The sequence below is a fragment of the Pantoea septica genome (assembly GCF_002095575.1).
Lineage (GTDB): Bacteria > Pseudomonadota > Gammaproteobacteria > Enterobacterales > Enterobacteriaceae > Pantoea > Pantoea septica.
Genome location: NZ_MLJJ01000025.1, coordinates 1 through 14,020, shown reverse-complemented (window position 1 = coordinate 14,020; position 14,020 = coordinate 1). Strand labels below are relative to the sequence as shown.

Below are 14,020 nucleotides of genomic sequence, written 5' to 3'. Positions count from 1 at the left end.
CTGCGCGCTCGGCCCGCGGCATCCCTGCCGCGGGACGCTTTGCTCTTCGGCCCAGGCTGGCAGCGCCTTGATTTTAGCGTTGCCTGTTAGCTGACGATCAGGTTTCGTTTGCAGCTATAGCCCCAGCAGCAGCTGCCGCTCAAGCTGCGGATCGAGCAGCGTAACGTGCAGCCCCACCAGCCGCACGCCGCGTCCGGCACGGCGCTCATCCCAGGCTTTGCGCGCCACCGCGATCAAATCCTCTTTGTTCAGCTCCGGCCAGATATGCTCCTGCGTCGTCAGCTGGAAATCGTTGAACTTGAGTTTCACGCCCTGCCGCGCGATTTGCCTGTCGGGCCGAACCTGCGTCAGGCGGCGCTCCAGCTCCGCATAGAGAAAATCGATAATCTCAAGGCAGGCTTCCCAGCTGTGAATATCTTCCGCCAGCGTGCGTTCGACGCCGACGGACTTGCGCTCGCGCTCCACCACCACGCCGCGCTCGTCGATGCCGTGGCTGCGCTCCCACAGCACGCGGCCAAACTTGCCGAAGCGCTTGAGCAGCTGCGCCACGTCCGCTTTCTGCACGTCGGCGCAGGTATGCAGCCCCATCTCCTCGAGCTTTTTCGTCGCCACTTTGCCGACGCCGGGGATCTTCGCCAGCGGCAGCGACAGCAAAAAATCAGGCATCTCCTGCGGCGTAATAACGTACTGCCCGTCGGGCTTGTTGAGGTCGGAGGCGATTTTAGCGAGGAACTTAATCGGCGCGATGCCGGCCGAGGCGGTCAGCCCGGTCTCGCGTTGAATGGTGTCGCGGATCTCGCGGGCAATCAGCGTGGCGGAGCCGTGGCAGTGCGGGCTGTCGGTAACGTCGAGATAGGCCTCGTCCAGCGACAGCGGCTCGATCAAGGGGGTATAGCGCAGGAAAATTGCGCGGATCTGCTGCGACGCCTCCTTATAGGCGTCGAAGCGCCCCGGCAGCAGCTTCAGATGCGGACAGAGCTTCAGCGCCATGGCGGTGGGCATCGCGCTGCGCACGCCGAATTTGCGCGCCGGATAGTTGGCGGTGCTGATCACGCCGCGTCGTTCGCGGCTGCCGCCAATGGCGATGGGAATATCGCGCAGCGACGGATTGTCACGCATCTCCACCGCTGCATAGAAGCAGTCCATATCGACATGTATGATTTTCACGCTTGCCCGCCATCCGCTTTCCGTCACGCCTAATGATACTGTATAGATGTACAGAAGCAAAAGCCCGCCGCGTCAGACGCGCCTGAAAAGCGGAATTAACGTTCGCCGCCACTAAAGTTTACAAATTTCTGGCCGTCATATCTTGAGCAAAACGCGAATTTACCTGGCGGCGTCTTGATAAAAAAACAGACAATGCTAATGTTGCGCTGCGGTAGCGGAGTTTTCCGATAATGCAAGTTTGAGACGCGTCTCGCGTCATCGTTCTCTTCACTCAAGGTATACACAGCATGGGCAAAATCGCACTTCTGTTTGCGATGATTTTGATGCCAGCCCTCAGCATGGCAATGACTCCCGAGCCGACGCAGCCAGCGTCGACGCCGGTGAGTAAAGAATTAAAGAAACAGCTACTCGGTACCCCGGTCTACCTGCAGATTTTCAAGGAAGAACGCACGCTGGAGCTCTATGGCAAAATCGGCAACGAATTTCGCCTGCTCGATACCTACCGCATCTGTAACTTTTCCGGCGGCCTCGGTCCGAAGCGGCGCGAAGGAGATTTTAAAAGTCCGGAAGGCTTTTACAGCGTCAGGCTCAACCAGCTTAAGCCAGACAGCCGTTTTTATCGCGCCATCAACGTCGGGTTTCCTAACCAGTACGATCGCGAGCATGCCTACACCGGCAACTACCTGATGATCCACGGCGACTGTAAGTCGATTGGCTGCTACGCCATGACTGACGCCTATATGGATGAGATTTTCACCTATGTGAACGCGGCGCTGCGTAACGGCCAGTCAGAGGTTAACATCAGCATCTTCCCGTTCCGCATGACCGACAGCAATATGCAGCGCCATCGCTACTCCGCCTACGCCAGCTTTTGGCGCGAGCTGCAGCCCGGCTACGCTTACTTTGCGAAATACCATCAGCCGCCGACGGTCAGCGTCGCCAGCGGCAGCTACGTGATGAACAGCGGCAGCCCGGCGATGGTCAATCCGGAAGCCGCCTCTAAATCATTCCTGGCGCTCTCCAAGGCAGAATAACGTCCACTCGCCTGGCACGATGCGGTGCCAGGTTTCATTTGCCGTCAGCGGCTGCGTCGCAATCACCGTCACCACGTCGTTGGCGGTGGTGTGCTGCTGGAAGTCGATCTCCACGTCCTGATCGAGCAGCTGCGCTTTGCCGAAGGGCGCGCGGCGCGTGATCCAGTAGAGATTGGTTGAGCAGAACGCCATCAGATAGCGCCCGTCCGACAGCAGCATATTGAACACCCCTTTCTGCCGCAGCTCTCCCGCCAGCTCCGCCACATAGCGAAACACCGCCGGCCAGTTGGCGGGCGTGCGCGGATAGCGCGTCGCCAGCTTGTGCAGCAGCCAACAGAACGCCTTCTCGCTGTCGGTTTCGCCAACCGGGCGGAAGTGGCCGGTTTCCAGCTGGCGATAGCCCTTTAGCTGGCCGTTATGCGCGTAGGTCCAGTTGCGTCCCCACAGCTCGCGGGTAAAGGGATGGGTATTTTCCAGCGAGACCGGCCCGCGGTTCGCCTGGCGAATATGCGCCACCACCGAATGGGACTTGATGGGATACTCCTGCACCAGCCGCGCGACAGGCGAGTTATAGCTCGGCAGCGGATCTTTAAAGGTGCGGCAGCCCCGATCTTCATAAAAGGTAATGCCCCAGCCATCTTTATGCGGCCCGGTTCCACCGCCGCGCTGCACCAGGCCGGTAAAACTGAAACAGATATCGGTTGGAACGTTAGCGCTCATCCCGAGCAATTCGCACATAGCTACCGCCTTAGTCAGAAAAGCCGCCAGCCAGCAAAATGGCGGCCAGCACCCTTACTTCACCATCTCTTTTTCAATCAGCAGCATCAGGATATGGATCACTTTGATGTGGATCTCCTGAATGCGGTCGGCGTAGCCGAAGTGCGGCACGCGAATTTCGATATCCGCCGAGCCTGCCATTTTGCCGCCATCTTTGCCGGTCAGAGTGATGACCTTCATGCCCTGCGCGCGCGCCGCCTCGATCGCCTTGATGATATTGGCGGAGTTGCCAGAGGTCGACAGCCCCAGCAGCACGTCGCCCGGACGGCCCACCGCTTCGATATAGCGTGAGAAAACGTAGTCGTAGCCGAAATCGTTGCTGACGCAGGAAAGATGGCTGACGTCGGAGATGGCGATCGCCGGGTAGCCCGGACGGTTCTCGCGATAGCGCCCGGTCAACTCTTCGGCGAAGTGCATCGCGTCGCAGTGCGAGCCGCCGTTGCCGCAGGAGAGCACTTTCCCGCCGGCTTTAAAGCTGTCGGCCAGCAGCACCGCCGCGCGCTGAATGGCGTGAATATTCGCCTCGTCGCTGAGAAAGGTATTCAGCGTATCCGCTGCTTCATTCAGCTCGGAGCGAATGATGTCCTGGTACATAGGGATGTCCTTGTTAGTAAAAGAGTGACTTTTCAAGTTTAACGGAATGGCGGGTTGGCGCAAAGCGCGCGCCGCGCGAAAGCCTGACTTCTCTCCGCGACGGATTTAACGATTTTGTGAGTAAGGTTGTAATTGCGATGTAAACAAATTGCTAATTGAACGCAGGTGGCATACACCTCTACACATAACAGGTCAGACCTCTTACTACTTACGGAGCCGTGATTATGATGGTTGTGTCGATCCTTGCGACGCTGGTGTTAATCAGCGCCCTGTTTTATCACCGCGTATCTCTGGCGGTGAGCAGCGCGATTTTACTGTTGTGGACCGTCGCCTGGGCGGCGGCGCATATCTGGACGCCCTGGCTGCTGCTGCCGCTGGCGATCCTTCTGCTGCCGCTTAACCTCCCCTCGATGCGCCGTTCGCTGTTTTCAAAGCCGATGCTGCAGCGCTTTCAAAAGGTGATGCCGCCGATGTCGCGCACGGAAAAAGAGGCGATCGACGCCGGGACCACCTGGTGGGAAGGCGACCTGTTTCAGGGCAAGCCGGACTGGCAAAAGTTGCACAACTATCCGCAGCCGCGCCTGACGCCGGCCGAGCAGGCGTTTCTCGACGGTCCGGTGGAAGAGGCGTGCCGCATGGCGAACGACTTCGCCATCACCCATGAGATGGCGGATCTGCCGCCGGAACTCTGGGCCTATCTGAAAGAACAGCGTTTCTTCGCCATGATCATCAAAAAAGAGTATGGCGGCCTCGAGTTCTCCGCCTATGCGCAGGCGCGCGTGCTGCAAAAGCTGGCGGGCGTCTCCGGCATTCTGGCGATTACCGTCGGCGTGCCTAACTCCCTTGGCCCAGGCGAACTGCTGCAGCATTACGGCACCGACGAGCAGAAAGATCACTATCTGCCGCGCCTGGCGCGCGGCGACGAGATCCCCTGCTTCGCGCTGACCAGCCCGGAAGCGGGCTCCGACGCGGGCGCAATCCCCGATACCGGCGTGGTCTGCATGGGCGAGTGGCAGGGCAAGCAGGTGCTCGGCATGCGCCTGACCTGGAACAAGCGCTACATTACGCTGGCGCCGGTGGCGACCGTGCTGGGACTCGCCTTTAAGCTTTCCGATCCCGATCGTCTGCTGGGCGACACCGAGTCGCTGGGCATTACCTGCGCGCTCATCCCCACCAGCACGCCGGGCGTGGAAATCGGCAAGCGCCACTTTCCGCTTAACGTGCCGTTCCAGAACGGCCCGACGCGCGGCAACGATATTTTCGTGCCGATCGATTTTATTATCGGCGGCCCGCAGATGGCCGGTCAGGGCTGGCGGATGCTGGTTGAGTGCCTGTCGGTGGGACGCGGCATTACCCTGCCCTCCAACTCCACCGGCAGCCTGAAAAGCGTGGCGCTCGCCACCGGCGCCTATGCGCATATCCGTCGTCAGTTCAGAGTCTCTATCGGCAAGATGGAAGGCATCGAAGAGCCGCTGGCGCGCATTGCCGGGAACGCCTACGTGATGGACGCCGCGGCGACGCTGATCACCACCGGCATTATGCAGGGCGAAAAACCGGCGGTGCTGTCGGCGATTGTGAAGTATCACTGCACCCATCGCGGCCAGCGCGCCATTATGGACGCGATGGATATCGCGGGCGGCAAAGGCATCATGCTCGGCAACAATAACTTCCTCGCCCGTGCCTATCAGGGCGCGCCTATCGCCATTACGGTAGAAGGCGCCAATATCCTGACGCGCAGCATGATTATTTTCGGCCAGGGCGCTATCCGCTGCCATCCGTTCGTGCTGAAAGAGATGGCGGCGGCGGCCAGCCAGGATCTGAACGCCTTCGACGCCGCGCTATTCAGCCATGTCGGCTATGTCGGCAGCAACGCCGTGCGCAGCCTGTGGCTCGGCCTGACGGCCGGACGCGGCAGCGCCACGCCGACGCGCGACGCCACGCGCCGCTACTACCAGCATCTGAACCGTCTCAGCGCTAACCTGGCGCTGCTGGCGGACGTGTCGATGGCGGTGCTCGGCGGCAGCCTGAAGCGTCGCGAGCGCATTTCTGCGCGCCTGGGCGATGTGCTGAGCCAGCTCTACCTCGCCTCCGCCACCCTGAAACGCTATGACGATGAGGGGCGTCACGAAGCCGATCTGCCGCTGCTGCACTGGGGCGTGCAGGATGCGCTGCATCAGGCCGAGCAGGCGATAGAGGATCTGCTGCGCAACTTCCCCAGCCCGCTGGCGGCTGGCGCGCTGCGCATGATGATTTTCGCCGGCGGCAAGCACTGCCCGGCGCCCAGCGACCGTCTCGATCATAAGCTGGCGAAGCTGCTGCAGGTGCCTTCCGCCACGCGGACGCGTCTGGGACGCGGCCAGTATCTGACGCCGAGCGAGCACAACCCGGCCGGCCAGCTTGAGCAGGCGTTGCAGGAGGTGATGGCGGCGGAAGTTATCCACGATCGTCTGTGCAAACAGCAGAAAGAGCACTTCTCTTTCACCCGGCTGGACGCGCTGGCGCAGCGGGCATTAAAAGCGGGCTGGATTGACGCCGCGGAGGCCGAGGTGCTGACGCGCGCCGAAGCGAGCCGTCTGCGCGCCATTAACGTCGATGAGTTTGCCGCGGATGCGCTGGCGGTGCCGGTGAAGCAGCCGGCGGTGAAGGCGGCGCGGGAGAGCGAGGCGGCGTAAGAGACAGGTACATATGTTTTAAAATGCAACGCGCACAAAAGTCAGATAGCGGGTGGCATGGACCGAAGAGCAAAGCGTCCCACGCCAGGGAGAAAAACGCCGGGCGCGTTTTGAACAATGCAACGCGTTGGCCCGGCGACGGGCGCACCTCAGGGATGAGGTGCGTATTGGCGCGGGCCGAGCGTGCAGGGATGCCTTGAGCGACTTTGCGATCGGGCCATGTTACCCGCGTTCGCGCGGAGTCAACCGACGCGGCCTGCCCTTATCCCGCCTGCCGAATACGCGCGATTAGCGCCTCGGCGTCCTCGATGTGATCCGCCGCCAGAATCAGCGTGCGTCCCAGCGTAATGCAGCTGCGGATGCACTCGGTGCGCATCGCCTCATCCTTGATCAGCTTCATATCCGCCACGTGCGACATGCCGACGGTGCGGCGAATCAGCTCGGTGCCGCAATAGCCGATGGTATCGGCCCACACCTTGCGCAGAAACGCCTGCGCGTAGCCCGGATAGGCCAGCGCCACGTCCGCTGTTTTCTCTTGCGCCAGCGCGAGGAAGCGCGCGGCGAAAGTATTCCACACCTCGCGCACGTCGTTGAGACGCAGCTCGCGCCCTTCCGCCGCCTCGCGCGGGGCCAGCAGCCCCGGCAGGCCGCAGTAGTTGATCAGCAGATTGCCCAGCGCCGTACCAACGTCAAAGCCGATCGGGCCGAAATAGCCGAACTCCGCGTCGATCGCCTTCAGGCTGTTGTCGGCGACAAAAATCGAGCCGCTGTGAATATCGCCGTGCAGCAGCGCTTCGGCATGGGCGAAAAAGCGATGTTTCAGTCCGGCGACGGCGATGCGCAACGCCTCGTCATCGCGCAGGCTGGCGACCAGCGGCTCCAGCGCCTGCGGGTAGCTGTTGCGCTCGTGATCGGTATAGGGATCGTTAAAGAAGAGATCTTCGGTGATCTCGCACATTTCTGGATTGAGAAAGCGCGCCACTTCCGCTTTTTTCTGATGGGGATGCAGCACGAAATCAGAGGTATGAAACAGCGTCTGCGCCAGATATTCGCCCAGCTGCGCCGCCGCCTGCGGATAAAAAGCGCCCTTCACCAGCTCGCCGCGCCAGATGCGATGGCTGGAGAGATCCTCCATCACCATCACCGCCAGCGTCTCGTCATAGTGCGTCACCCTGACGGTGTGCTGAGGGCAATATTTGTAGTGCTCGATCAGGGTTTGCGCCTCAAGCCGCGCGCGGTCCAGCGTCAGCGGCCAGGATTCGCCGACGCAGCGCACGTAAGGCAGCGCCTGTTTTACGATAACCCGGCTGTTGCCCTGGCGGTCGAAAATTTTGAAGACCAGGTTAAGGTTGCCATCGCCAATCTCTTCCGCCTCGACCAGCGAAGCGGGATCGTCCACGCCGCCAAACTGCCGGGCATACTCAACGGCATCCGCCGCGGTGAAGGTACGGTATTGCGACATTGCCTTTCCTCTTATACCAAACTGAAACGAAACCCCGCCAGGGCAGCATAATAAGCCGTTCAGACGTCTATACATCCGTTCCGCATGTTGGCACAATAGGTGACAACAACGCAACAGGGATTTCACAGACAATGCAAACACTCCGCACCACCAGCTTACAGGTTCGTGACAGCCAGCTCTGGATCCTCGATCAGCAGGCGCTGCCGCAGCAAAAAAACTGGCTGCCGGCGCGCGACGTGGCGCAGCTGGTCAGCCATATTCACGCCCTGCGCGTGCGCGGCGCGCCGCTGATCGGCCTCTCCGCCTCGCTGCTGCTGGCGCTGCTGGCCGAGGCGGGCGCCAGCCGCGACGCGCTGGCGCAGGCGCTGGAGGTGTTGCGCGCCGCGCGTCCCACGGCGGTCAACCTGATGAATAATCTTGATCGGATGAAGCTGGCGCTGGCGCAGACGGATTTTGCCGCCGCACTGAGTCAGGAAGCGTTACGTCTGGTCGAGGAGGATCGCCAGCTATGCGACAACATCGCCGAGGCGGGCAGCGCGCTGGTGAAGCCGGACAGCCGCCTGCTCACGCACTGCAACACCGGCGGGCTGGCGACGGCGGGGGTCGGCACCGCGCTGGGCGTCATCGCCCGCGCGCATCAGCAGGGCAAGGTGGCGAACGTCTGGGTGGGCGAAACGCGTCCGCTGCTGCAGGGCGGGCGCCTGACCGCCTGGGAACTGGGCGAGCTGGCGATCCCCTTTCAGCTGATCACCGATTCGATGGCGGCCAGCCTGATGGCGAGCGGCCAGGTCGACGCCGTCTGGGTCGGCGCGGACCGCATCGCGGCCAACGGCGACGTGGCGAACAAAATCGGCACCTACAGCCTGGCAGTGCTGGCGCATTACCATCAGATCCCCTTCTACGTTGCCGCGCCGCACACCACGCTGGATCGCCAGTGCGTCAGCGGCCGCGACATTCCGATCGAGCAGCGCGCCGCCAGCGAAGTGACCGGCGCGGCGGGCAGTTTCGGCAGCGTGCAGTGGGCGCCGGAAGCGGCAACAGTCTGTAACCCGGCGTTCGACGTGACGCCTGCGGCGCTGATTAGCGGCTGGGTGCTGGATACCGGCGTGGTGACGCCGGAGGCGGTAGCGGCGGGGATTTTTCAGCCCTGACCGGGCGCGCTGGGCGCGCCCGGCTGGCATAATTAAGGCAGGCGCGGATAGGCGTCGGCGATGGCGTCGCCGGTGAAGTGCGCCACCCAGCCTTCCTGATTATCGAAAATGCGGATAGCGGTGAAGTTGGGCGAGGAACCCATATCGAACCAGTGCGGCGTGCCCGCCGGCACCGAGATCAGGTCGTTCTTTTCACACAGGATCTGGTAGACCTGGCCGTCGAGATGCAGACAAAAAAGGCCCGCGCCCTCGACAAAAAAACGCACCTCATCTTCGCCGTGGGTGTGCTCAGAGAGAAACTTCTCGCGCAGCGTCTCTTTTTGCGGGTTGTCGGCGCGCATGCTGATCACATCCCAGCTTTGATAGCCCTTCTCCGCCACCAGCCGATCGATAGCGTGCTGATAGGCCTCAATCACGTCGGCGGGTTGCGGATTTTCGCCTAAATCGCGATCCGCCGCCCAGCGCTCGAAGCGCACATTTTTTGCATTCAGCCGCTCGCGGATCATCTCCGCATCGGTACTGTGCCACACCGGCAGCGTGGCTTCGGTATCGGTAAAAATGGTCAATGCGCTCATGCTAAAACGACTCCCGAAAAGGTGTTCACCTGATGATGGCGGCTTTCGCTGTCTGCGGGGCCGCGAATTAACTGCACGGTATTCCATCCGGCTTCCGCTGCCGCATCCAGCTCCTGACGAATGTCGGAGAGGAACAGCAGCTGCTCAGCGGGCAGGCCGGTTTGTTCGGCGATATTGCGGTAGGAGGCGACCTCTCGCTTAGCGCCGACGCGCGTGTCGAAATAGCCGCTAAACAGGTCCGTAATATCTCCTTCATCACTGTAGCCAAATAACAGTTTTTGCGCCGCAACCGAGCCGGAAGAATAGACGTAGAGCTCAAAGCCCTGCTCCCGCCAGGCGCGCAGCGCCGGCACGACGTCGGGATAGAGATGACCGGTAAAGCTGCCGTTCACATAGCCGTCGCGCCAGATCATGCCCTGCAGCGCTTTCAGCCCGGTGGATTTGCGATCCTCATCCATAAAGCCCAGCAGAATAGCGGTGAGCGCCTCAGGATCGGCCTCAGGCTGGCCCGCTTCAGCGCGCACCGCGTCAAGCGCGGCGCGGACTTCCGGATGCGCATGCTGCGCACGGATAAAGGCGGCGAGATGTTCACGCGCGTAAGGAAAGAGCACATCATGCACGAAGCGAATATCGCTGGTGGTGCCTTCTATATCGGTAACGATGGCGCGGATCATTGGGCCTCCAGCAGGCGACGTTGACGTTCGCATTCAAATAAAAACTCCAGACCTTCCAGATGACGACGCGCTTCGTTCACGTCCCGGCCCCAGCAGGTTAAGCCGTGACCGCGCAGCAGAAAACCATAGCGCAGCGGGTTATCGCGGGCATACCCCTCAATGCGCCGCGCCAGCGCGTTGATATCCTGATCGTTATCAAACAGCGGGATCGCCACGCACGCAAGATGGCTATGCTGCCCTGCCAGCGATTTCTGCATCTCATAGCCTTCCAGCCGCAGCGCTGCACCCTTCTCGACGCGCGACAGCACCGTCGCGTTCACCGTATGGGTATGCAGCACCGCGCCCGCCTCGGGGAACAGCCGGTAGATGAGGGTATGCAATCCGGTTTCCGCCGATGGCCTGCGCCCGGACGGCACGCGGTGGGTGGCGATCTCCACCTGGATAAAGTCGTCGCGCGTCAGGCTGCCTTTATCCTTGCCCGACTCGCTGAGCAGGCAGAAGCGGGCATCTTCACGCACTGACATATTGCCGCCGGTGGCGGGCGCCCAGCCTTTAGCGCCAATCCAGTGGCAGGCCGCCACCAGCTGGTCGAGCGGAGAGAGTTCAGACATAGCGTATCAGGCATCCTGTAAGGTGGGTTTTAGACGTCTAAGCGTCTCGATTGCCAAATATTAACATCCTGTTTATAGTGGCTTCAACACAGGGTTACTCCGCAATGACATTCGCGCTTAAGGCAATCAACCATGACGCAGCCCAACCTGACGCCGGAGAGTAAACTTCCCGCTCTCGGCACCACCATCTTTACCCAGATGAGCGCGCTGGCGCAGCAGCATAACGCCATCAACCTTTCGCAGGGCTTTCCCGACTTTGACGGACCGCGCTATTTACAGGCGCGCCTGGCGCATCACGTCAGCGAGGGCGCAAACCAGTATGCGCCGATGACCGGCGCGCTGCCGCTGCGCGAGGCGATCGCCGAGAAAACCGCTGAGCTGTATGGCTACCGCCCCGACGTCAACAGCGATATCACCGTGACCGCCGGCGCGACCGAAGCGCTCTATGCGGCGATCACCGCGCTGGTGCGCCCGGGCGACGAGGTGATCTGCTTCGATCCCAGCTACGACAGCTATGCGCCCGCCGTCGAGCTGTCGGGCGGCGTGCTGAAACGCATCGCGCTGCAGCCGCCGGGCTTTCGCGTCGACTGGACGGCATTCGCCGCGCTGCTCTCCGACAAAACCCGTCTGGTGATCCTCAATACGCCGCACAATCCTTCCGCCACTGTCTGGCGTAAAGCGGATTTTGCGGCGCTCTGGCAGGCGATCGCCGCTCGGGAAATTTACGTGCTGAGCGACGAAGTTTACGAGCATATCTGCTTCGACGAGGCGGGCCACGCCAGCGTGCTGGCGCATCCGCAGCTGCGCGAGCGCGCCATCGCCGTCTCCTCGTTCGGCAAGACCTTCCATATGACCGGCTGGAAGGTAGGCTACAGCGTCGCGCCCGCCGCCATCAGCGCAGAGATCCGCAAGGTGCATCAGTATCTGACCTTCGCGGTGAATACGCCCGCCCAGCTGGCCATCGCCGATATGCTGCGCCACGAGCCAGCCCACTACCGCGAGCTGCCCGCGTTTTACCGCGCGCGCCGCGACCGACTGGCGCAGGCGCTGGAAAAGAGCCGCTTTAAGGTGCTGCCGTGCGAAGGCACCTATTTTCTGCTGGCGGACTACAGCGCCATCTCCGATCTCGACGACGTCAGCTTCTGCCAGTGGCTAACCAAAGAGGTGGGCGTGGCGGCGATTCCGCTGTCGGTGTTCTGCGCCGATCCGTTCCCGCACAGGCTGATCCGCCTGTGCTTCGCCAAACAGGAAGCGACGCTGGACGCCGCCGCGGAGCGCTTATGTCAGATTTAAAGATTACCGTTTTGCAGGAAACCCTGCACTGGATGGATGGCGAAGCGAACCTGCGCCATTTCGACGCCGTGCTCGAGGGCGTGACGGGCCGCGATCTGATTCTGCTGCCCGAGATGTTCACCACCGGCTTCGCCATGGAGGCGGCGCAGCGTTCGCTGCCGCAGACGCAGGTGGTGGCATGGCTGCGCAAACACGCCGAGGCGAGCAATGCGCTGGTGGGCGGCAGCGCAGCGATACAGACAGAAAAAGGCGCGGTGAATCGCTTTCTGCTGGTGGAGCCAGACGGCACGCTGCACCAGTATGACAAGCGCCATCTGTTCCGCATGGCGGACGAGCATCACCACTATCTGCCGGGCGAGACGCGCGAGGTGCTGGCGTGGCGCGGCTGGCGCATTCTGCCGCAGATCTGTTACGACCTGCGCTTTCCGGTCTTCTCCCGCAACCGCGACGACTACGACCTGGCGCTCTATGTGGCGAACTGGCCGGCGCCGCGCGCCCTGCACTGGCAGGCGCTGCTGCTGGCGCGCGCCATAGAGAATCAGGCCTACATCGCGGGCTGCAACCGCGTCGGCAGCGACGGCAACCAGCATCAGTACAGCGGCGACAGCAGGATTATTTCGCCGCAGGGCGAGATCCTCAGCGCGGCGGAGCCATTCGCGCAGGCGCGGCTTGACGCTACGCTGTCGCGGGAAGCGCTGCATGCTTATCGCGAGCGCTTTCCGGCGTGGCGCGACGCCGATGGCTTTACGCTGGATCAGTAGATAGTGACAACACTGTTTACATAACGACCACAAGACCTTACCTTAAGCAAGGTTAATTGCCCGCTCATCATGACTGATCGTTAGCAGTCATGATGAGCGGCGGTTAATTCCCGCTAACGCTTAAGGAACAAGCATTATGACCATTCATGGAAAATTTCTTATCGGAGATGCCGATTTCGCTCCTCTGTTTATGTATGGCGTCGGTACATTCATGGCTTACTCAGGCAAAGACCAGTATCGTAACCGTGCTGGCTGCATTGGTGTACCCAGTTTGGGTCCAATCCCTGATGGCCGCTATCATATTGTTAAGCGACCAGGTGGTGGATGGAAAGGCGTGCTGAGAACGGATCTGCATAATTTCTATTCCTGGCCTACTCCAACACCTGTTATTAAATATGAGTGGTTCGCACTGTACCGCGACGACGGAAAAATTGACGATTACACATGGATCAATGGCGTTCAAAGAGGAAATTTCAGACTGCATCCGCCCGGCCCGGCAGGCGTCTCACTCGGTTGCATCACCCTACAACATCGATCCGACTTTTTATCAATCCGTCAGGCGCTGCTGGCAACCCAGCAAAAAGAACTGGCCAATGGTCTGATGTCATATGGCATGATTGAGGTGATCCTGAATGGAAGCACGACGTGTACCACCGGGCGTTAAACTCATTTCGTGGGTGGGTTTGTATATTTTAATCTTTATTTTTTCCATCCCATCAGTTCCCATGTCGAAAAGCACATATAACTTTTGGAATAATACAGCGGCTTTTTTTGGGGAATATGATGTAGAAGGGTTTATAGGGATAGCACTTATTTTTAGCAGTTTCCTTATCACCGCAATAAGTCACCCAATAATAATAATGGTAATAGAAAGAAAGGTTCTTAACAAACACTAATAAAAGCCGGGCATTGCCCGGCATTGTCTTATGCCCTTTCTTCCCAGCTATCGATAAAAAGGATATTGCCATCACAGTACTTCCAGGTAATCCTTTTGTACAGTAACGAGAAAGATTCCATATGATTAATCTGTGACAGACCAGTCATTTTTGCGTTAGGCATACCAGGACTAACTGACACTACTGTTACGCCTTCGAGAAGCATATTAAAATATTCTTCTTCATGACCAGCATAATTTATACGATACCATTTAAATTCTGCACTTTTAGGCGTCTCGGAATGGGCATAGTAAAATTCCTTTTTATTTGAGGAATTAACATACTATAACTGCAAAAATAAAAAGACCGCACCA

At 60.1% G+C, this 14,020-nt stretch carries 13 protein-coding genes and 1 pseudogene; 6 read left to right on the top strand and 8 right to left on the bottom strand.

The window, feature by feature from the left end:
- Positions 1-114: 114 nt before the first annotated feature.
- The gene (gene dinB, locus HA46_RS14210; protein WP_275452027.1) at positions 115-1,167 is read right to left on the bottom strand and encodes a DNA polymerase IV; all 1,053 of its coding nucleotides are present in this window, start codon (positions 1,165-1,167) and stop codon (positions 115-117) included.
- Positions 1,168-1,454: 287 nt separating this feature from the next.
- On the opposite strand from dinB, the gene dpaA reads away from it, so the two are divergent.
- Positions 1,455-2,201 carry a peptidoglycan meso-diaminopimelic acid protein amidase gene (dpaA, locus tag HA46_RS14205; protein WP_084885008.1) on the top strand — a complete coding sequence of 249 codons (747 nt, stop codon included), beginning with the start codon at positions 1,455-1,457 and terminating at the stop codon, positions 2,199-2,201.
- Here the strand turns inward: dpaA and HA46_RS14200 are convergent.
- Positions 2,172-2,939 (bottom strand): class II glutamine amidotransferase, encoded by a 768-nt coding sequence (locus HA46_RS14200; RefSeq protein ID WP_084885005.1) that lies wholly within the window; start codon positions 2,937-2,939, stop codon positions 2,172-2,174. The two genes, dpaA and HA46_RS14200, sit on opposite strands and share 30 nt — an antisense overlap.
- Positions 2,940-2,993: 54 nt before the next feature.
- Positions 2,994-3,572: a D-sedoheptulose 7-phosphate isomerase gene (gene lpcA, locus HA46_RS14195; RefSeq protein WP_033752849.1), complete on the bottom strand. Its 579-nt coding sequence runs from the start codon at positions 3,570-3,572 to the stop codon at positions 2,994-2,996.
- A 224-nt stretch (positions 3,573-3,796) separates the two neighbouring features.
- Between lpcA and fadE the strand changes: the two genes are divergently transcribed.
- Positions 3,797-6,244, top strand: a complete 2,448-nt coding sequence (fadE, locus tag HA46_RS14190; protein WP_084885002.1) for an acyl-CoA dehydrogenase FadE — start codon at positions 3,797-3,799, stop codon at positions 6,242-6,244.
- A 262-nt stretch (positions 6,245-6,506) separates the two neighbouring features.
- On the opposite strand, the gene mtnK is transcribed toward fadE, so the two are convergent.
- Positions 6,507-7,706, bottom strand: a complete 1,200-nt coding sequence (gene mtnK / locus HA46_RS14185; protein WP_084884999.1) for an S-methyl-5-thioribose kinase — start codon at positions 7,704-7,706, stop codon at positions 6,507-6,509.
- A 131-nt stretch (positions 7,707-7,837) separates the two neighbouring features.
- On the opposite strand from mtnK, the gene mtnA reads away from it, so the two are divergent.
- Positions 7,838-8,857 (top strand): S-methyl-5-thioribose-1-phosphate isomerase, encoded by a 1,020-nt coding sequence (gene mtnA / locus HA46_RS14180; RefSeq protein WP_084884996.1) that lies wholly within the window; start codon positions 7,838-7,840, stop codon positions 8,855-8,857.
- A 32-nt stretch (positions 8,858-8,889) separates the two neighbouring features.
- Here mtnA and HA46_RS14175 read toward each other — a convergent pair whose 3' ends face one another.
- Genes HA46_RS14175 through HA46_RS14165 form a run of 3 tightly spaced genes read right to left on the bottom strand, consistent with a single transcriptional unit; the run spans position 8,890 to position 10,717 of the window.
- Positions 8,890-9,432 (bottom strand): 1,2-dihydroxy-3-keto-5-methylthiopentene dioxygenase, encoded by a 543-nt coding sequence (locus tag HA46_RS14175; protein WP_084884993.1) that lies wholly within the window; start codon positions 9,430-9,432, stop codon positions 8,890-8,892.
- The gene (gene mtnC, locus HA46_RS14170; RefSeq protein ID WP_084884991.1) at positions 9,429-10,106 is read right to left on the bottom strand and encodes an acireductone synthase; all 678 of its coding nucleotides are present in this window, start codon (positions 10,104-10,106) and stop codon (positions 9,429-9,431) included. The genes HA46_RS14175 and mtnC overlap by 4 nt, the downstream gene beginning before the upstream one ends.
- Positions 10,103-10,717: a methylthioribulose 1-phosphate dehydratase gene (locus HA46_RS14165; protein WP_084884988.1), complete on the bottom strand. Its 615-nt coding sequence runs from the start codon at positions 10,715-10,717 to the stop codon at positions 10,103-10,105. The genes mtnC and HA46_RS14165 overlap by 4 nt, the downstream gene beginning before the upstream one ends.
- Before the next feature lie 132 nt (positions 10,718-10,849).
- Between HA46_RS14165 and HA46_RS14160 the strand changes: the two genes are divergently transcribed.
- The 3 genes from HA46_RS14160 (at position 10,850) to HA46_RS14150 (ending at position 13,435) form a co-directional block, all read left to right on the top strand.
- Positions 10,850-12,010: a pyridoxal phosphate-dependent aminotransferase gene (locus HA46_RS14160; RefSeq protein WP_084884985.1), complete on the top strand. Its 1,161-nt coding sequence runs from the start codon at positions 10,850-10,852 to the stop codon at positions 12,008-12,010.
- The gene (locus HA46_RS14155; RefSeq protein WP_084884982.1) at positions 11,998-12,771 is read left to right on the top strand and encodes an amidohydrolase; all 774 of its coding nucleotides are present in this window, start codon (positions 11,998-12,000) and stop codon (positions 12,769-12,771) included. Before HA46_RS14160 ends, HA46_RS14155 begins: the two co-directional genes overlap by 13 nt.
- Positions 12,772-12,907: 136 nt before the next feature.
- Positions 12,908-13,435 carry a DUF2778 domain-containing protein gene (locus tag HA46_RS14150; protein ID WP_084884979.1) on the top strand — a complete coding sequence of 176 codons (528 nt, stop codon included), beginning with the start codon at positions 12,908-12,910 and terminating at the stop codon, positions 13,433-13,435.
- Positions 13,436-13,695: 260 nt separating this feature from the next.
- Here HA46_RS14150 and tssD read toward each other — a convergent pair.
- Positions 13,696-13,944 (bottom strand): annotated as a pseudogene (gene tssD / locus HA46_RS14145) (type VI secretion system tube protein TssD); the annotation flags it as partial.
- Between the last annotated feature and the right edge of the window lie 76 nt (positions 13,945-14,020).